The 17,991-nt window shown below is 69.1% G+C and carries 22 protein-coding genes; 6 read left to right on the forward strand and 16 right to left on the reverse strand.

Annotated elements, in window-relative coordinates:
- Window positions 1-146 precede the first annotated feature (146 nt).
- Entirely contained in the window at window positions 147-515 is a 369-nt protein-coding gene (locus ACFQ4H_RS11605; protein ID WP_377569984.1) for an FKBP-type peptidyl-prolyl cis-trans isomerase, read from the forward strand.
- Between the two features lie 90 nt (window positions 516-605).
- On the opposite strand, the gene ACFQ4H_RS11610 is transcribed toward ACFQ4H_RS11605, so the two are convergent.
- From ACFQ4H_RS11610 to ACFQ4H_RS11630, 5 genes are all read right to left on the reverse strand, one after another.
- Window positions 606-1,046: an STAS domain-containing protein gene (locus tag ACFQ4H_RS11610; RefSeq protein ID WP_377569986.1), complete on the reverse strand. Its 441-nt coding sequence runs from the start codon at window positions 1,044-1,046 to the stop codon at window positions 606-608.
- 266 nt (window positions 1,047-1,312) lie between these two features.
- Entirely contained in the window at window positions 1,313-1,741 is a 429-nt protein-coding gene (locus ACFQ4H_RS11615) for a DUF2267 domain-containing protein (RefSeq protein ID WP_377569987.1), read from the reverse strand.
- 344 nt (window positions 1,742-2,085) lie between these two features.
- Window positions 2,086-2,484 (reverse strand): TraR/DksA family transcriptional regulator, encoded by a 399-nt coding sequence (locus ACFQ4H_RS11620; protein ID WP_377569988.1) that lies wholly within the window; start codon window positions 2,482-2,484, stop codon window positions 2,086-2,088.
- Window positions 2,485-2,659: 175 nt separating this feature from the next.
- Window positions 2,660-3,325 carry a nucleoside/nucleotide kinase family protein gene (locus tag ACFQ4H_RS11625; RefSeq protein WP_377569990.1) on the reverse strand — a complete coding sequence of 222 codons (666 nt, stop codon included), beginning with the start codon at window positions 3,323-3,325 and terminating at the stop codon, window positions 2,660-2,662.
- A 22-nt stretch (window positions 3,326-3,347) separates the two neighbouring features.
- Window positions 3,348-3,950: a winged helix-turn-helix domain-containing protein gene (locus ACFQ4H_RS11630; protein ID WP_377569992.1), complete on the reverse strand. Its 603-nt coding sequence runs from the start codon at window positions 3,948-3,950 to the stop codon at window positions 3,348-3,350.
- A 530-nt stretch (window positions 3,951-4,480) separates the two neighbouring features.
- Here ACFQ4H_RS11630 and ACFQ4H_RS11635 point away from each other — a divergent pair.
- On the forward strand, window positions 4,481-4,744 hold the full coding sequence (locus ACFQ4H_RS11635; protein ID WP_377569994.1) for a YnfA family protein: 264 nt from the start codon (window positions 4,481-4,483) through the stop codon (window positions 4,742-4,744).
- Here the strand turns inward: ACFQ4H_RS11635 and ACFQ4H_RS11640 are convergent.
- The 4 genes from ACFQ4H_RS11640 to ACFQ4H_RS11655 all read right to left on the reverse strand — a co-directional run bounded on the left by ACFQ4H_RS11640 (window position 4,696) and on the right by ACFQ4H_RS11655 (window position 7,168).
- Window positions 4,696-5,295: a winged helix-turn-helix domain-containing protein gene (locus ACFQ4H_RS11640; protein WP_377569996.1), complete on the reverse strand. Its 600-nt coding sequence runs from the start codon at window positions 5,293-5,295 to the stop codon at window positions 4,696-4,698. The two genes, ACFQ4H_RS11635 and ACFQ4H_RS11640, sit on opposite strands and share 49 nt — an antisense overlap.
- A 58-nt stretch (window positions 5,296-5,353) precedes the next feature.
- Window positions 5,354-5,860 carry a rhodanese-like domain-containing protein gene (locus ACFQ4H_RS11645; RefSeq protein WP_377570156.1) on the reverse strand — a complete coding sequence of 169 codons (507 nt, stop codon included), beginning with the start codon at window positions 5,858-5,860 and terminating at the stop codon, window positions 5,354-5,356.
- Window positions 5,861-5,964: 104 nt separating this feature from the next.
- Window positions 5,965-6,426, reverse strand: a complete 462-nt coding sequence (locus ACFQ4H_RS11650; RefSeq protein ID WP_377569998.1) for a cysteine dioxygenase — start codon at window positions 6,424-6,426, stop codon at window positions 5,965-5,967.
- Between the two features lie 184 nt (window positions 6,427-6,610).
- Window positions 6,611-7,168, reverse strand: a complete 558-nt coding sequence (locus ACFQ4H_RS11655) for a TetR/AcrR family transcriptional regulator (protein ID WP_377569999.1) — start codon at window positions 7,166-7,168, stop codon at window positions 6,611-6,613.
- A gap of 57 nt (window positions 7,169-7,225) precedes the next feature.
- Between ACFQ4H_RS11655 and ACFQ4H_RS11660 the strand changes: the two genes are divergently transcribed.
- Window positions 7,226-8,197: a DsbA family oxidoreductase gene (locus ACFQ4H_RS11660; RefSeq protein WP_377570001.1), complete on the forward strand. Its 972-nt coding sequence runs from the start codon at window positions 7,226-7,228 to the stop codon at window positions 8,195-8,197.
- 151 nt (window positions 8,198-8,348) lie between these two features.
- Window positions 8,349-8,891: an MOSC domain-containing protein gene (locus tag ACFQ4H_RS11665; RefSeq protein WP_377570002.1), complete on the forward strand. Its 543-nt coding sequence runs from the start codon at window positions 8,349-8,351 to the stop codon at window positions 8,889-8,891.
- Between the two features lie 80 nt (window positions 8,892-8,971).
- Here ACFQ4H_RS11665 and ACFQ4H_RS11670 read toward each other — a convergent pair whose 3' ends face one another.
- The gene (locus ACFQ4H_RS11670) at window positions 8,972-9,364 is read right to left on the reverse strand and encodes a hypothetical protein (protein ID WP_377570003.1); all 393 of its coding nucleotides are present in this window, start codon (window positions 9,362-9,364) and stop codon (window positions 8,972-8,974) included.
- 232 nt (window positions 9,365-9,596) lie between these two features.
- A complete protein-coding gene (locus ACFQ4H_RS11675) occupies window positions 9,597-10,088 on the reverse strand; it encodes a hypothetical protein (protein ID WP_377570005.1) in 492 nt (163 codons plus the stop codon).
- 294 nt (window positions 10,089-10,382) lie between these two features.
- Between ACFQ4H_RS11675 and ACFQ4H_RS11680 the strand changes: the two genes are divergently transcribed.
- Both ACFQ4H_RS11680 and ACFQ4H_RS11685 read left to right on the forward strand, forming a co-directional pair.
- A complete protein-coding gene (locus ACFQ4H_RS11680) occupies window positions 10,383-10,580 on the forward strand; it encodes a hypothetical protein (RefSeq protein WP_377570007.1) in 198 nt (65 codons plus the stop codon).
- Window positions 10,581-10,726: 146 nt separating this feature from the next.
- The gene (locus tag ACFQ4H_RS11685) at window positions 10,727-11,653 is read left to right on the forward strand and encodes a DUF3500 domain-containing protein (RefSeq protein WP_377570158.1); all 927 of its coding nucleotides are present in this window, start codon (window positions 10,727-10,729) and stop codon (window positions 11,651-11,653) included.
- A 20-nt stretch (window positions 11,654-11,673) separates the two neighbouring features.
- Here ACFQ4H_RS11685 and ACFQ4H_RS11690 read toward each other — a convergent pair whose 3' ends face one another.
- From ACFQ4H_RS11690 to ACFQ4H_RS11710, 5 genes are all read right to left on the reverse strand, one after another.
- Window positions 11,674-12,180: a DUF2231 domain-containing protein gene (locus tag ACFQ4H_RS11690; protein WP_377570008.1), complete on the reverse strand. Its 507-nt coding sequence runs from the start codon at window positions 12,178-12,180 to the stop codon at window positions 11,674-11,676.
- A 99-nt stretch (window positions 12,181-12,279) separates the two neighbouring features.
- Window positions 12,280-13,020: a GAF and ANTAR domain-containing protein gene (locus ACFQ4H_RS11695; RefSeq protein ID WP_377570010.1), complete on the reverse strand. Its 741-nt coding sequence runs from the start codon at window positions 13,018-13,020 to the stop codon at window positions 12,280-12,282.
- Between the two features lie 188 nt (window positions 13,021-13,208).
- The gene (secA2, locus tag ACFQ4H_RS11700; RefSeq protein WP_377570011.1) at window positions 13,209-15,503 is read right to left on the reverse strand and encodes an accessory Sec system translocase SecA2; all 2,295 of its coding nucleotides are present in this window, start codon (window positions 15,501-15,503) and stop codon (window positions 13,209-13,211) included.
- A gap of 87 nt (window positions 15,504-15,590) precedes the next feature.
- A complete protein-coding gene (locus ACFQ4H_RS11705) occupies window positions 15,591-16,685 on the reverse strand; it encodes a zinc-binding dehydrogenase (protein ID WP_377570013.1) in 1,095 nt (364 codons plus the stop codon).
- Window positions 16,678-17,712, reverse strand: a complete 1,035-nt coding sequence (locus ACFQ4H_RS11710) for a Gfo/Idh/MocA family protein (protein ID WP_377570015.1) — start codon at window positions 17,710-17,712, stop codon at window positions 16,678-16,680. The genes ACFQ4H_RS11705 and ACFQ4H_RS11710 overlap by 8 nt, the downstream gene beginning before the upstream one ends.
- Window positions 17,713-17,991: the final 279 nt, after the last annotated feature.

Raw genomic sequence — 17,991 nt, forward strand, 5'->3', positions numbered from 1 at the left:
GACGGGCTGTCCGCCCCGAGGGCGTGCCGACCGCCCGATCGTCCCGGCTGCCCGACCCGGAGGCCTGCCCGGCATCAGCGAACGACGATGCGAAAGGATGAACCAGGCATCGATCGCCCAATTCACTGCGTAACGAGGACATGGTCATGGAAAAGCCCACAGTAGAGCTGGTCGAAGGGCCACCACCGGCAGAACTCGTCATCGAGGACATCGTCGTCGGCGACGGTCCCGAGGCCGAGGCCGGCCAGCTTGTCACCGTGCACTACGTCGGGGTGTCCTTCCACACCGGCAAGGAGTTCGACTCCTCGTGGAACCGGGGCGAGCCGTTCAACTTCGGGCTCGGCGGCGGGCAGGTGATCGAGGGCTGGGATCGCGGCGTGGCCGGGATGCGGGTCGGTGGTCGGCGCAAGCTCACCATCCCACCGCAGCTGGCGTACGGAAACCGGGGTGCCGGCAACCTGATCAAGCCAGGAGAGACTCTCGTGTTCGTCGTCGACCTGCTCGGCGTGCGGTAGGTGGTTCCCCGGTGGGGTCGGTGAGGGCCCGAACCGCCCGTTCCCCGGCCCCACCGTCCACGGCTCCGGAATCCACAGACCCGGGTGTGGTCAGAGCGTCGACCTGACCCGCAACCGACTGTCCAGGATCACCGAGGCCGACGTACGCGCCATCGGCACGGCGAACGGCCAGGACGGTCGGGTCGATTCGTCGAGCGATGCCATGTCGGTCCCGACGATCGGAATCACCCGGTTCACACGGGTTGCCCGCAGGGTGCGACGGACGATCGCGTTCGGATTGCACAGGACAAGTTGACCGCCCGCCGCTCGACGGCGCAGATGGACCGCGACGAGCGCGCGAACCCCGGCAGCGGAGAGAAGTTCCACCTCCGCCAGGTCCACCCGCAGCGTCACCGGAGAGGCCGGCTGCGCCCAGAGCACAGCGCGGAACTCGTCCGCGTTGGCGATGTCGATCTCCCCGGCCACTCGGACATCGATCGACTGGTCGCTGACCCGGACCTCCATGCGAAAGTCGTCGCTGCTTTCCCCCACACCACGAGCCTAGGCTCGACCACCCACCGCCACGACCTGCCAGCGGCTGAGATTCCCCCACACCAATGGTCGACCTCGGCTCGACCGGGCTCCACCCAGAGGATGAGAGTTACCTAGGGGAAGTCACCCCGAGAGACCCCGAGGCATCACCGGTACGGCGGTCCCGAACACACGGCTGGCGGGAAGGGATGACCGTTCGACACGGGCGCCCCTCCCCGCCGACTGCCGCCCGGTCCGCCTGCCGGGCATCGCTTCTCCGGCAGGGGTCACGGGATGATCGTACTCAGGTCCTTCGGCACGTTGGATCTGATGTCGTCCCACTCGCCCTCGGTGATGTGCCGGCGCAACGCATTCAACACGGTGCGCACCAGGTTCTCCACACCGCCCTCCACCTCCAGCGGGAACCCCTGTCGGACCTCGAAGAGGAACTCTTCCCGATTGAGCTTGATGGGCACCAGGCTGGGATCCCAACCCTCGAAGTAGATCCCCCGGATCAGGACCGGCAGTTGGGCGGCGAACTCCACGCTCTCCTGCACCGGCAGGCGGTCCCGCAGCAGATGCAGCACCGTACGCATCGCCGCGTACGACTGGTGCCGGCGGTCCTTCGACCACCCGTACGCCTGCTCGATGTCCTTGAGGATGAGGTTGGTCTTGTCCAGCGACGTCTCGAAGACGCTAGCCGGGGTACTAGCCATGGTCACACCCCCGTCCGGACGTCTCCACCCTTCGATCGTCACGAGCCGGCGGCCCCTCGGCACCCCGGTTCGGCATGACCTGTGCTGGGCTGACCGCCCTCGTTCGGACGATGCAGGTGCGTGGGCGGGACCGGTGCCCCCGCTCGGCGGCGGCCACCATGCCCTGCCCGCTCCGCTCTCGTACGTCCGGAAATGGCATTTCGGATTCCCCCCGTCCCCGGTGTCGCTGTTGATCCTGGCCGCGACTCCACGACCACATGTGATGTTCGCCGGGGTCAGGGTGACCCGCCCTCACCCGACGAAGGTGAAATCAGCTGTCGCCCGTAGCCACACAGGCCGGGCGGTCACGCGGCACGACGCTCACGGGACTGCTGGCACGACACACACGAGGTGGCCGACGGGAAGATCTGCAGTCGCTCGACCGGGATCGGATCGCCACATCCCTCGCACCATCCGTAGCTGCCCTCGGCCAGCCGGGTCAGGGCATGCTCGAACTGTGCCCGCCGTTCGAGGATCGTACGCAGCAGAGACTGCGCGGTGTCGCGCTCCGCGGTCTTGGTGCCGCTGTCGGCCTGGTCGTCGCCTGCGGTATCGCCCACCTCGACCAAGCGCAGCACCTGACTCTGCGCCACCGCTTCGTCGTACTCCACGGTCAGCTCGTCATAGCGCAACTGCAGGGAGAGGCGGATCTGGGCGGTCTCCACGTGCGAACGCCCAGTGCTGATCACGTCGTTGCCGAGCATGCGCTTCCTGCCTTCCGGGATGACCGATGGACGATTGCCGAAGGGAAACGTCCATCGGAGGTTCGCCTACGCCCGGGCGTCTGCCCGAGTCCGCTTGTGACCCGGGCGACTACCCACGCGAGCCCCCGGCCAAACGTCGGACGAGCGGGGACGAACACGTACCACCCTCACCGGCTCAGGCATCCCGGTCATGGAAGTCGTCGCCCGCTCCGGCTCGATCCTCGACGAGTGCGGGGCGTCGGGGGTCGTCCACCCGGATCACCACGTCGGCGAAGGACGCCGGCACGACCTCCCGGGCATAGCGGGCGAACGCCGGCAGGGTCCACTGTTCGTCCGCTGCGGTACGCCGGGCCAGCGCCGCGGCCGACAGCACGAGGTGGATCGTCAGGTCGAAGGGAAGACCGCCGCCGAGCAGCAGCGGCCCACTGACGAGAACCACCCCGCCGGGTGGCAGGGGTACGTACTCGGCCCGGCTGGCCCGGTCGATTCGGGCGTTCCACAGCGAGGGAAGGATTCGCCCTGTTCCGTTGGGGCTCGCTGGATCGAGCACCTCCCGGCGGAGCCCGTTCTCGTCCAGCCAGCCGGCGTAGAAGGCCTCGGGGTTGGTACGCCCGTGCTCCAGGCGCAGCGATGCCGGGCGGAGGAAGTCCGCCGAGCGCACCCGCAACGTCGGACGGCCACGTACCCGTAACGGATCTACGAGGGCATCGGCCAGTTGGTCGGGTGCTGCCGCTGCGGCTCCGTCGACCGCCACCCGCAACCGACGACCGGCGCCCTCGGCGGCTATCCGGTCGGCAAGTTCGGCCAGGAGCAGTTCCGGGGTGATCGGACGGATCTTCACTCGTCCATGGTGCACCCGGTGGTCAGCCAGCGCGGTCGACGGTGACCCTGGCCTCGTCGGAGAGCCGGTAGCCCACTCCGTAGACGGTGGTCACCAGCGGAACGCCGGCACCGACCTTGCCTCTCAGGCGGCGTACGTGGACGTCCACGGTTCGTACGCCGGCATGGTCGTAGCCCCACACGGCAGTGAGTAGTTGGAGCCGGGTGAAGACCCGGCGTGGATGCACGACCAGATGCAGTAGGAGATCGAACTCCAGTCGGGTCAACGGCAGCGGTTCACCACCGCGTAGCACCGTCCGGGATGCGGCCAGGATGTGCAGCCGGGGAGCGATGGCCGGGACGGTTGGCTGAGCCGGTTGTCCAACCGGTTCGAGAGGCCGGTCGAGAGGGCACGATCCGCTGCTGACCGCACCCTCGCCGCGCTCGAGCAACTCCCTGGCCGCGTCGAGCAGTCGCCGCTCCGGGGGCGTGAGGTTCTCCTCACCGGCCAGTGGTATGGACAGGGTCACCGTCAACGACGGTGCGGTAGGACTACTCGAACGTCGCAGCAGGCCCGACGGCCGACTGGGTGCCGCGGGCTGGGTCGGGTGCCATCCGGCGCGCGACGAGGCGGGGCTGACCGACATGGTCCTCCTTGGACTTGCTGGCTTGACCTACTGGTCCGACTCTTTTCGCCCGACCATGGCAGACATCGCGTAATTGATGTTTCCGCGCTATCCCGCAAGGGTCAAGGGGAAAATGCTTGCGTAAATGTGACATTTGACAAACACATTGGAAGCAAACTCTGGCACTAAGCAGATGTTCATTCGGCCGACAACCGCCGTTGCCAACAGCGCCAACAGCCAACTCCCTCCCTCGCAGGGATCAAAGTCAACTCGGGCCGTACATTTGATCAACACTCACCGTAAGAGGCTGACCGACACTTAATTGGTCAATCTCAACAATTGGGCCAAATAGGACAGAGCTTCGTGGGCGATCCCGGCGCACCGACTCGAGGGCATTATTCGTGGCGAATCAGCATCCGATCGGGACATCGATTCGTCGCAATAAACTCTACTCCCGCACCAGCCACACTCGCATTCCGGGGCCATCGACACGGCATCCGGCCGGCCGTGGATAGGCCGGTAACGCGATATCTCGCAAAGACCACAGCAGATTGCATCCGCCGAACATCGGCCGCATCCTGGCGGCCCACGGCGACATCTTCGTCGTCGGGTCGCTGCTGTGGGACGCAGTCGTCCCATTCCGCCCCGACCGCTGGGGTCTCATCGGCGCCGGCATCTGCCTGACCGGGGCCGGAATCATCAAGTACGCCCCACGCAGCGGGCGACCACTGCATGGGGCGCAGAGGGGGGCAGGGCCGGCGGGCGGCTACCCGTGCCGGTCGATGGTCACCGGCGCGTCGTCGGCCAGCCGGTAGCCGACCCCGTAGACGGTGGTGACCAGCGCGACGTCCTCCCCCATCTTGGCCCGCAGTCGGCGGATGTGGACGTCCACCGTACGGGCGACGGCGTGCTCGTAGCCCCACACGTTGCTCAGCAGTTGCAGCCGGGTGAAGACCCGGCGCGGATGCCCGGCCAGGAAGTGCAGCAGGTCGAACTCCAGCCGGGTCAACGGCACCGGCTGGCCACCGCGAAGCACCACCCGCGACGCGGACAGGATCTGGATGCTGTCCGCATCGTCCGCTGTGGAATCGTCGGTGGGGACCGTCACCACCGGCTGCCCAACCAGCGTCGGTTGGCTGGGGACGCCCGACCCAACGACCGTTCCGTCACCATGATCGGCCAACTCCTGGAGCAACTCGAACAGGCGGGACGTCAGTTGGTTCGGAGTGTCCGCCCCCAGCGCCACGTCGAAGGTGACGGTCAGGACAGGAGGCGAGTCGGGCAGCGTCGCACGACCACGGATCCGGGCCGACCGGGCTACTCCACTCAGTGGGTGTTTGCGCGGGTAGATGGCACTGACCGACATTGGGGGACCTCCTCGTGGATAGGTTTGGCTGCCGTCCCACGCGAGGGTGGGCGCGGGATCAGGGAATTGGTTGCCTGAGCGACGTCGACGGCGGGACAGTCAGGTGCGCGTAGATGTCGGTCGGCCCGAAGGCCGGCAGCCCGGCGGCCCGCCAGGCAACGAAGCCGCCGACGATGTCGGTGGCCAGGTGCAGGCCCAGGTCCTGTAGGGCCGCTGCGGCCAGCGACGACGTGTAGCCTTCCTGGCAGAAGACGATGACCGGCAGGTCGTACCGATCGGCGACCGGCAGCCGTGCTTCGCAACGGGGATCGAAACGCCACTCCAGGACGTTCCGTTCGATCAACAGGGCGCCGGGGATCGAACCGCTGGCGGCACGTTGCGCGGCCGGACGGATGTCGACCAGCAGCGCTCCGCGACGATGAGCCAGGTGGCCCGCTTCAGGATCAAGGCGGTGCAGGCGACGCCGGGCATCGGCGAGGATCTCGTCGATACTCCGGGCACCGGTGGGCGGTTGCTGGCTCCGACAGCCCTGCGTGGGCGACGACTCGTTCTCTGACTTCACCATCTCGTCCTTCCGTTTCCTGGCCGCCTGACTGGACAGATGCCGGTGGGGCCGCTGCTGGTGGGCCAGGCCCGTCGGTACGGGTTCCTGGGCGACGCCGCAGTAGTTCACCAGGCGACGCCTGCCTCAGCCACCTCGACGGCCCGCAGCGTCCCATCAACGAGGTGGTAGTTGGTCATCCGGGTCAGCTTGGGCCGGTAGACGTGCACGCTGGTCGCGGCCCGGTCGCCACGGTTGCTCACCCGGTGCACGTAGTTGGCACCGAACCGACGTCCACCGCCGATGTCCAGCCGGGCCGGACGCAGGCGGCCACCGGAGACCGTCTCCTCGGTGAGCGTCCCGGCGACCACCACGAACGCTCCGGATGAACCACCGTGGTCATGCAGGTCGGTCCCCTGCCCGGGCAGCCAGGTCAACAGCCAAACCTCGTGCTCGACGGAGGCGGCGAGGCGGGCGTACCACCGGTCGACCGGGTCGAACCGGGCCGACACGGGCCAGGTCTCGGGGTGCGTCGCCCAGTGGCGGGCCACAGCCAGAAGATCCGCATTCCCCGACAACTGAGAGATCATCGTCTATCCTCGCAAATCCACCGGTTCCCTCGCGCCGCCAGCGTAGCCTATAAATCCTATCGGCTTGATAGGTTATCCCGGATGGCGAGATGCCCATGGCCTCTGCGCATCACACCCCGCATCGCACGTCGTATCGCGCCCCGCAGGAGGTCGCACGGGCACCGGGCACGGGCGCCGATGCGACTCAGCGTCGGAACAGTCGCCAGGTCGCGCCGGCCAGCTCCGCGACCGACGGACCATCGGGCCGGGCGATCCAGCCCGCGATGACTCCGACCAGGGCACCGGCGAGGTAGCAGGCATGCAGGTCCGGCGGCACGTCCCCGTACCCGGACGGTCGGTTGCCGGCGGCAAAGCGTGCTTCGAGCTCCTCGGCCAGCCGGCTCCTCATCCGAGCGGCGAACCGGGCGCTGCCCTGGGGACCCAGCATCCTGCGGTAGAGCGTCGCGTTCACCGCCACGTGTTCAAAGAGGTCGACCAACTGTTCCGGCGCCCGATCCGGCGGGGCATCCAGCGGACAGAGGCCAGCCGCCCTGGCCACCTGGGCCACCGCCTCCTCCATCGCATCGGTCACCAGTTCGTCCTGGTCCCGGTAGTGGGCATAGATGGTGGCCCGGTTGACCGACGCCCGCCGGGCGACCGCCGCCATCGTGATGTCGTTGAGGTCGTGGTCGGCCGCCAGCTCAAGCACCGCCGAACGGAGACTGGCCCGGGTACGGCGGGCACGCGGATCTTCGGGGTTCACCGGTGAACTATACAACAGCTGTCGCTTAAACAACGGATGTCGTGTAGCGTCGTCCTCATGCAACTCGAAATCTGGGCAGACGTCGTCTGCGGTTGGGCCTACATCGGCAAGCGCCGTCTGGAGAAGGCACTCACCGAACGAGGTGGCGAGCCGGTCGAGGTGATCTGGCGTCCTTACCGGATCGACCCGACCGCGCCCGCCGCGGCCGTACCGCTCGAGGAAATGCTGCGTGACCCGATCGCCGACGCGTCGCTCCGGCAGTGCGCCCCGGGCCTGTCGCCCAGCGAGAACCTGACCCGGATCTCCCAGATCGCGGCCGACGAAGGGCTCGGTCCCCGCTGGGGTGCGGCGTGGCGGGCGAACAGCCACGACGCCCACCGGCTGCTGGCCCTGGCCCACGAATCAGGTGGGGCGGTGCTGCAGGACGCGGTCGCGGAGCAGGTGATGAAGGCCCACTTCATCGAGGCGCTGGACATCAGCGACCGCACGGTCCTGGCCCGGGTGGCGGAGGCGGCCGGCTTCCCCGCCGGACCCGCGTTGTTGGCCGGATCCGCAGGTGACAGCCAGGTCCGCGAGCTCATGTTGATCGGCCGGGCGAGCGGGGTGCGAACCTCTCCGACGTTCGCCGTCGGCGGCCGGCTGCTGGCCGGCGCGCAATCGCCAGAGGTCATCCGGGAGTTCCTCGACGCCGGGGACGCCGAGCCCACCCTGCCCGAGGAGGTACGGCGGCTCCGGCAAGCCGACGCGCTCCTCGACCTCGGCGATCCGCTCGGCACCCTCACCCTGCTGGAACCGCTGCTGGCTACCTACGGCGACGACCCCAACGTTCAACTGGTGGCCGCCCGCGCGTACTTTGCCTCGGCGCAACTCGGTCGAGCGGAACGGCTGCTACGGCTCCTCGTCGACCGGGCACCCGGTGACGCCTATGCAAGGCATCTACTGGGCCGCACCCTGCAACGTCAGGGCCGGGGCACGGAGGCCGTACCTCACCTGCGACTCACGGCCGCGATGGCACCCGATCACGGCTGAGCCGGGTCGGCCCGGCGCCCCGCCCCGGCCCGACCCGACCGGTTTCCCACCGGCTTCGTCACCTCCCCCCATCGGATCTGCGTCACCGCTGCCGTCCAACTGGCCTGACTAGACTGCGCGGGCGGCAACTCCGACGAGAGGATCGTGATTGATGAAGCCGGTGGTGACGGCAGTGAGCCGGAGTGCGTCCCACACCTTCAGCAAGCCCAACCAGGATGGCATCCGACTACTCGCCGGGCTCGGGGTCGAGGGCGACGCCCACCTCGGCAAGACCGTCAAGCATCGGTCCCGGGTCGCCCGGGACCCCAGCCAGCCCAACCTCCGGCAGGTACACCTGATCCACAGCGAGCTACACGACGAACTCCGTACGGCCGGCTTCCCGGTCTCCCCCGGCGATCTCGGCGAGAACATCACCACCAGGGGTGTCGACCTGCTGGCTCTGCCCACGGGCAGCCGGCTGCACGTCGGCGACACGGCAGTGGTCGAGGTGACCGGGCTACGCAACCCGTGTCTGCAGATCGACCGTTTCCAGTCCGGGCTGATGGCTGCGGTGCTCGACCGTGACGACGACGGTCACCTGGTCCGCAAGGCCGGGGTGATGGGGGTGGTCCTGGTCGACGGCGAGGTGCGCCCGGGCGACCCGATCCGGGTCGAGTTGCCACCGCCCCCGCATCACCGACTCGCCCCGGTCTGAGCCACCGGTACGGCCGGCTCGGCGGTGCGACGATCGGGTTCGCCGGTCGCAGTTGATCGGACATGGCCGGTCGCGACTGGTCAGGTGCGCCTGTCGCGCCGCTGCCTGATGGCAACGAGAAGGACGCCGCCGGCAAGGAGGAGCATCAGACCGAGCGCCGGCAGCCAGCCCGGCAGCGGCTCGCTTCCCGTGACAGGTAGGTTGCCGCCGGACGGGCTCGGGTCACCGGTCGACGCGGTCGGACTGGGTGGAGGGTCGGTCGTCGGCACCGGCAGCACCTCGAATGTGACATTGGCCGGTGGTATCGATGGCCGTACGGTGGCCTGGAGCAACGTGGGTGCATCCGGCCGGGCCGCTGATGCGGGCAACGGGCCGCCCACCGACAGAGCCGCGCCCAGGACCAGGCTCAGCACGATCGTCCGGTGGCCGCCCCGGCGACCACCCACCCGTCCCCTTCTGCCCTGCATGATCATCGAAGCCTCCATCTCGGGCAACACGCACGACCGCTCCGGCGGATCTGCCTGGCGTACCGAATTCAGCGCGGATCTTCGCGCGACATCCCTCGTCCGGGCCGGCGTCGCAACGGAAACGTGAAAGTCACTTTAGGCGACTTTCACTACTAAACCCGGTACTCCGCTCAAATCCCTTCTGCGAACTACATGTGGCCCCGGCTCACGACGAGCCGGGGCCACGGAAGCGCTCCGGTCAGCGGGCCCAGGTACGGAACGTGTAGGTGTTGTCGTTCCAGGTGTCCCCGACGTAGCTCGAGTCACCGGCCGTCCCGTAGCGGGTGGTTCCCCAGTACGTCGAGATCGTCGACCAGAAGCAGGTCGGGAAGACCCGGTACGAGCTGAGGTTGTGGGACCAGTAGTCACCGGTACTGAAGGTGTAGCCCTCCTTGTCGCAGGTCCCGTAGTAGCCGTACACGTCCTGGTTGTACCCGCCGAAGTCGGCGTCCGTGTAGTACCGGGCGAGAGCGACGGCGCCACTGGCCCGGATCTCGGTGGCGTCGCAGACCTGCTTGACCGGAATGGTCCGGGTCAGATCGTCCGGCTGCTGCATCATCAGCACGCAGCCGGCTGCGGGGCGGGCGGTGCCGGGCGTGACGGGTGCCGCGCCCGCCGGAACCGCGGTGGCCGCAGTGATGAGGACCCCACCGAGAAGGGCCAACGTGGCGCGGCCAATGCGCTTGAACATGGTCATGTGTTCCCCCCGAGGGAATTCTCGTACCGGTGTGCGGAGTGCCGCCGCCATGCACCACAACCGACGGTGATGGTGACTGCTCAGCGGAAGGCTCGGGTACCGACGCTAGGGTGAGCCGCTGCCACATCGCTGTCATTGTGCTGTCACCACAACCCGGCCGGGTCACCACGACGGTTGTCTGCCTGGTCGAGCCGGTCGGGCGTCCGGCGGGGCAGTCGACAGCGCCCCGCGCAGAACGGCCCACCACGGATCCGTTTGACCGTCGGTAGGGTGGGTAGCCCGCCGGCCATGACGACGTCGAAGGCACCTGACGCCATGCTTCTCGGCGGTCCCCGGGACGGCGATCTGTTCACCGCCGAGGACGCCGCGATCATACAGCTGGAGATCGATGGACTGATCCAGCGCTACCTGCGGACCACCCGACACGAGGATCATGACGGCCAGTCCATGGTCATCTTCGTGTACGACGGCGCCAGTGCCCCGTGACCGCTGCGGGCCCTCCGGGCATGACGCCCCCTCCCCTGTCGCGATGCTGCCGGGAATCCAGGAACATCCACGTTCATGCCGTTCAGAGGGTGTCTGATCGCCTTCGATAGCCTGGGTGGGTGAACGACTCCTCCGTACCGGCGCTCATGCGAACCGCGGCCACAGCGCTGCTGGACTCGCTGGACGGCCCAGCGCTCGCGTTGGCCGCGCATCCCTTCTCCGACGACGCCGGACGTCGATGGATCGAGTACCGTCCCCGCCCCCGACCCGGCGTCTGCATCGCGGACCTCGACCGCACCGCCCGCAAGGCCGCTCATCGGCTGCTGGCCACCGCACTGAGCCCACACGCCTACGCCCAGGCCATGGCAGTCATCGCCCTGGAGGAGGTGCTGGACCGGAAGGAGGGCTGGCGACGGGGGCGGCACAGCGACGACTACTGGATCGCGGTCTACGGCGATCCCCGACGCGACGACTGCTGGTCCTGGCGGTTCGAGGGACATCATCTTTCGGTCACCATGACGTTGGTCGACGACCAGGTCCTTCCGACACCGGTGTTCCTCGGCGCCAATCCGGCGCGGGTGAGCTACGCCGGCCGTACGGTTTCCCGGCCACTCGCGCCGGAGGAGGACCTCGCCCGGGCACTGCTGAACTCGCTGGAACCGAGCGGACGCGGCGCCGCGATCGTGTCGGACCAGGCGCCTGCCGACATCCGCAGTGCCACCGCGCCCTGCTTCAGTGACCGGATCGAGCCGGCCGGGGTCCGCAGGGCGAACCTCGGTCTGACCGCCCGCTCTCTGCTCGATCAACTCGTCGTGCTCTACCTCGACCGGCTACCCGAGGAACTGGCCGCTCGGGAGGCGACCCGGATCGCCACGGGCGACCTGTACTTCGCATGGGAGGGGCCGACCGGGCCGGCGCAGCGCCACTACTACCGGATCCAGGGTGACGACCTCCTGATCGAGTACGACAACACCAGCGATGACGGCAACCACGCACACACCGTGTTGCGTCGCCCGTACAGCGACTTCGGCGACGACGTACTCGCCACGCATCGAGCCCAGTCACATCCCTGACGCGAGGCTCCGCACCGGAGTCAACGGCGGGGCGGTCGCCCGAAGCCCTCGGGCACGGTGCCGGAGGCCGACTCGAGGGCGTCGAAGGTCGCCGCCTCACCCGGGTTCCGGTCGAACTGTCGCACCAGGGTGACCCCCAACCAGACACCGACCGCGCCGATCAGCAGGCCGATCATCTCAGCCACCAGGAGACCACCGGTGACACCCGGCTCGGAACCACCGGTGCGGGCCAGGCAGACGAACACGAACAGCACCGCCATCACGGCGTTGAGCAGGTTGAACGCTATGACGGTCCGCCGGGTCCGGTTGGCCGGCACGTCCCACAGGTCGACCATTCCGGCGGTCACCGTCAACACCGAGGAAATCAGGGCGGCGACCACCGTCCAGTAGCCGACCTCCCCCAGGATGCCCGGACCACCGAGCACGTCGGTCAGGTCGAACACCGTGGCACAGACGTACAGGCCGAAGGGACAGGTCACCAGGATCGGCTGAATGGGGTGCCCCTGGACCCGAAGACGGCTTTCCATGGCAGCGACCTCCCCAGTACACCCATCGACCATTGTCCAGGTTCGGGCCTACCAGGGAAAGCGTCACGACGACGGTGAACGGTCTCGCCGAGGCGCTGCTCAGGGGTTGCGGGGCCGGGCAACCGACGCCACGAGGCGCTCGGCCACCTCGCGCAGCGGGATCGACAGGGCCGCCGAGGCGGTCCGCAGTACCTGCAACGCCTCCGGTGCCGGGCAGCCACGCTGGGTCATGATCACCCCGATCGCCTGGCCGATCAGCTCTCCGTTGACGAGCGTGCCGTCGAGCTCACCGACCAGGGCAGCCTGTCGGGCCCGGTCCCGTACCGCCGCCAGCAGCAGCCCAGCGTGCTCGGCCAGCAGCATCGCGGTAAGCTGCCGGTCCCCGACCAGGGTGTCCGGATCCCGGGCGTACAGGTTGATCGACCCGATGACATGGTCGTCGATGTCGACCGGCGCGGAGAGCACCCCGTGCACGCCGAGCGCCAGGGCCCGCCGGGTCCATGGCTGCCACCGGGCCTCGGTACGCAGATCCGTGGAGAGGATCAACTCCCGGCGGCGGATCGCGGCCATCGGCGGGCCGTCCACGCCGTGCTGAAGCCCATCCAGCTCACTCAGCCGGTGATCCGAGGCGGCCACCGATGCCGGCTCACCGGCCCGGAGCATCGTCACCCCGCACCAGGTCACGCCCGGTATCGCGTCACGGCTGGTCCGTGCCAGATGGGCCAGGGCGTCATCGAAGTCGTCGCTGGTGATGAGGCCGGCGGTCAGCTCGCGTAGCAACGCGGCGGTTTCCAGCACTCCCAGGGTCTCGACACTGGTCTCCTGCGTCTCCAGCTTCACCGCGCCGGAGCCCCCGCCACCACCGCGTGCGACGCGGTACGCCCAGTTCGTGCGATCGCCTGTGTCATGCTCACTTCTCCCCCGCGTCTCTCGGACCCGGCCTACTACCCCTCCGGGCCACGGCCAAACCAAGGTGGGAACGCCCCTTCTTGTCCCGAAAACGATAAGAAGGGGCGCTTCCCTACTTTTCAGCGGGGGGTCGAACTGAGCCGTCGGCCGACCGCGGCGATCAGCCGGTCCAGCTCCGAACCGAACGGGTTGTCGTGCACCAGGTAGGTCCAGGTGGCGCTCGGACGAACCAGTTCCGCCTGGTCCGGCTGCCAGTCGTCGTCGAACTCGGTCTCCTCGAAGGTGGCCACCGTGCGTGCTTCGATCTCGGGGATCAGCGCGTTGAATGCCGGCACCGCCGCCCGGTGGAACTCGTCCAGCGGGTCCAGCCGGCCCAGCGCCCGCAGGTGCACACCCTCACGGACCTCGGAGAGCTCAGCCAGGTGCTCGGCCCAGAGCCGGTCGAGATGGTAGAGCGCGATCGACCGGGCGGCCCGGGACAGGATGTCCTCGTCCATCTCCTCGGTCCGCTCCGGGAACCGCTCGATCAACATGATCGCCGCAACCTCGGAGGTGAGCAGCCGCTCGCGGCGCTCGGCCAACGCCTTGCGCTGCTGCTCGATCACCACGCTGTAGCGCCAGGTGTTGCGGTGGATCTCGTAGTTGACCCCTTCGGCGATCCGCTGGGCATGCTCGACGGCGAAGTCGACCTGCTCGTCCGTGACCAGACCATCGGCGTTCATCCGGGGCGAGGACGGGATCGCGTCCGGCGCGTGCCGTACGACCAGGTCGTCCTCCAGACTGACGAAGAAGACCGAGCCACCGGGGTCGCCCTGCCGACCGGCCCGGCCACGCAGCTGGTTGTCGACCCGACGGCTGTCGTGCCGGCCGCTACCGATCACGTACAGGCCGCCCAGCTCGGCGACCCGCTCCCGGTCGCTCTGGTCGCTGCCACCGAGCCGGATGTCCACACCCCGGCCGGCCATCTGGGTGGAGACGGTCACCGCGCCGTACGCCCCCGCCTCGGCGATGATCGCCGCTTCCTCGTCGTCGTTCTTCGCGTTGAGCACCACGCACGGCACACCGGCGGCGTTCAGACCGGCGGCGAGCCCCTCGGACTCCTTCACGTCCAGGGTGCCGACCAGCACCGGACGGCCCACCTCGTGGCACCGCTTGATCTCGTCGATCAGCGCTTCTTCCTTCTCCGCCCGGGTGGCGTAGATCCGGTCCGGATCGTCCACCCGCACACACGGGGTGTTCGACGGGATGACCGCCACCTCCAGGGAGAAGAACTCCCGCAACTGGTCACCGACCAGCACGGCGGTCGCCGTCATCCCGCACACCGTCCGGTAGAGGGCGACGAACGCCTGCACCGTGATCGTGCCGAGCACCTCGCCCTCGGCGGTGGCGGAAAGTCCCTCCTTGGCCTCCACCGCCGCCTGGAGCCCATCGGGCCAGCGACGACGCTGGGCGACCCGGCCACGCATCTCGTCGATCAGCTCGACCGCGCCGTCCCGGACGATGTAGTCCACGTCGCGGTGCAGCAGCGCGTGCGCGTGCAGGGCCACGTTGACGGCGGAGAGCTGCTCGATGTTCTCGTCGGCGAACAGGTTGATGCCGCCCAGCTTGTCCTCGACGGCGGCCAGGCCCGCCGCCGTGAAGGCCACCGAACGCCCGTCGTCGGCCACCTCGTAGTCCCGGCCCGCCCGCAACCCACGGACCAGTGTGGCGGCGGTGTTCAGCGGATCCTGCTCGCCCGGCACGGCACCGGCCAGCACCATCGGCACCCGGGCCTCGTCGATCAGGATCGAGTCGGCCTCGTCGACGATCGCGGTGGCCAATCCGGGTTGGACCCGGTCCTCCAGGTCGGTGACGAGTTGATCGCGTAGGAAGTCGAAGCCCGCCTCACTGACCGAGACATAGGTGACGTCCTTCGCGTACGCCTCGCGTCGCTCCTCGGCGCTGGACGCCTCGGTCACCCAGCCGACGGACAGGCCGAGCAGTTGGTAGACCGGCTCCATCCACTGCGCGTCACGCCGGGCCAGATAGTCGTTGACGGTCAGCACGTGCACCGGACCGTTACCCCGCCGGACGTGCCCGTACGCGGCGATCGTGGCGGTGAGTGTCTTTCCCTCACCGGTGGCCATCTCCGCAACCTTGCCGGAGAGCAGGGCCATGGCGCCGAGCAGTTGAACGTCGTACGGACGCTGGTCGAGGCCACGTCGGGCGGCCTCCCGGCCGATCGCGCAGATGTCGACGTAGTCGTCGGCCTTACCGGCCGCCTCGGTCAACTCGGCGTCGTCCAGCGCCGCCAACTCCTCCTCGCGCGCTTCGATGGCCGGCAGCCGCTTCTCCAGCGGCCCCAGATCGACGGTGCTGCCCGGCCGCTGGAGGAAACGCCGGAACTTGCTCTTCAACCGTTGCGACACACCCATGACGCGCAACGGTACGCGACCGCGAGCAAAACCGTGCGTCCGCAGCCGCCGGATCCGGACTCCCGTCGCAGACCGGCCCGACCGACCTCAACCGGGGCCGGCGAGAACGGCCTGTACCTCGTGCCGTCGACCGGCGGCGAGAGCGGTCAGCAGGGCCGGCGCGGCGTCGAACGGCACGACGGTCGACACGAGACTGCTCCGCATCAGGTCGCCGTACGCCCGTAGCAGTTCGATGGTCTCCGCCGAGAGCCGTTCCCGGTCCCAGGTCGGGGCGAGCCCTCTGGGGACCCGGCCGATCTGCGCGCATTTCACGGTCAACGCGTTGTGGTGGAACTCCTCACCGAGGCGGACCTCGTCCGCGCCCTGCTGGTAGAAGGCGAGGTCGATCACCGTGCCCTGGGGGCGGAGCAGCCGCAGCGACAGGTGCAGCGCGGAGGCCTGTCCCCGGCACTGGAAGACGAGGTCGGCCCCCCGGTCCCCGGGTCCGTGCGACCACCGGGTCTTGAGCACCTCGGCGGGGTCGACTGCCTGCGGGTCCAGGGTCTCCAGCCCGAGCGCGGCAGCGACCGCCCGCCGCTGCGGCGTCGGGTCGAGCACCACCACCGAGGCCGCCGCGTGGTGCCGGGCCCACAGGGCGGTCAGCAGCGCGACCACGCCGGCACCGGTGACCGCCACCCGACGGCCCCGTACGCCGTCGCCGAGGCTGCGCACGTCGGTGCCGTACAGATCCGCGGCGGCGTGCAGAAGTCCGTTGGCGCAGATCGGCCCCATGTGGGCGACGTAGACGCCGAGCAGCGGGTCCAGTTCCTCCGGCAGCGGCACGAACCGGTCCACCAGTGGGTCGGCCAGATATCCGGTCCGATGGCCGTAGCACATCGCGCCGACCGTACCCACCTCGACAGCTGCGGTACGGCTCTCGACCACCTGCCCCACCTCCATGTAACCCAGTCGGGTCACCGGGTAGCCCGCCGACGGTTCGCCGGGCTGGAACAGGCCCAGGTCCGGGTTCCAGTTGACGGAGAGGTAGGGATTCGTGCCCTTGACGTAACTGAGTTCAGTGCCGGTCGACACCCCGCTGTACAGGGTCCGTACCCGGAAGGTCCCGTCCCGCAGCGGCGCCGGTTCCTCCTCCCGGATCTCGACCCGGCCCGGCGCCGACACCACCACGACCCGGTCAGACATGGGCGCCGGCGCTCGCCCGTGAGGTCAGCCCCACGCCGACCCGTTCCGGCTGCCCTATCCAGCCGGCCGGGTCGAGCCGCACCTCCCGGCCGGTCGCCGCAGACCGGGCCACTGCGCAGGCCAGCCGGTGGGTACGCAACGCCTCCAGGTAGGGCACCCGGATGTCGTCGCCGACGCCCCGTACCGCGTCGACGAACGCCCGGTCCACGGCGATCCGGGCCGCCTCCGGGTCACCCGGGAAACGTTCCTCCCGGTCCCCCTCACGGACCACCAGCTCATCCTCGGTGATGCGCAGCGCCAGCCCGTCGGCCAGCACCTCTATCCCGGCGCGGTGCTTCCAGTCCAGTACGCAGGCCGAGGTCAGGGTGCCGACCGCGCCGCTGGCGAACCGCAGGACGGCAGTGGTGACCCCGTCCACGTCCGCGTCGTCACACGGTGGTGACCCGTCGCCGTACGCCGTCACCTGGACCACCTCGCCGGACAGCAGCCGGGCCAGATCCAGTACGTGGGCGGCCTGCTCCACGACCGGTCCACCCGAGCGGTCGAGTTGGGCCCACCAGGGCACCGGCGGGACCTTGTCCAGCCAGGATCCGCTGACCATCCGTACCGGGCGGTCCATCAGCACCCGCCGGGCCTGCTCCACCACCGACAGGTAGCGCCAGTGGTGCCCGACCGCGGTGAGTACGTCCCGTCCGGCGATCAGCGCGGCGATCCGGTACGCGGTATGCAGGTCACCGGCGATCGGCTTCTCCACGAAGATCGGCAGCCCGGTGGCCAGCACCTCCTCCTCCACCGTTCCGTGCGCGAACGGCGGTATGCAGATGTAGACGGCGTCCAGGTCGGCTTCGAGCAGGGCGGCGAAATCCGCGAAGGCCGGTACGGTGTGCTGCTCGGACAGCCGCCGCGCCGCCTCCGGAACGACATCGGTGACGCCCGCCAGTTCGACGTCGGCGAACTGGGAGAGCACCCGAGCGTGCCGCTGCGCCACGTTGCCCGCCCCGACCAGTCCCACCCGGCACCCGCGCATCCGTACTCTCCCTCCGCCGATCCGAGCCAGCCATGATCGGCGCGAACGGCCATGATCGACGCGAATCGGCCGGCCTTCCCGGGCCGGCTCCCCGATGCCCGGCCGATCAAACACGCAGCCCGGTAGGCGGCCCAGACCGACCGGCGGCGGCCCAGACCGACCGGCGGCGGCCCAGACCGACCGGCGGCGGTCAGTGATCCGGGCCGGGTGAAACGGACCCCGGCCGAACCTGGCCGACCGTCGAGATCAGGATGGTCGGTGGAGCGTGGTTAGCGTTCC

The organism is Micromonospora sonneratiae (assembly GCF_042679305.1).
Classification (GTDB): Bacteria; Actinomycetota; Actinomycetes; order Mycobacteriales; family Micromonosporaceae; genus Micromonospora_H; species Micromonospora_H sonneratiae.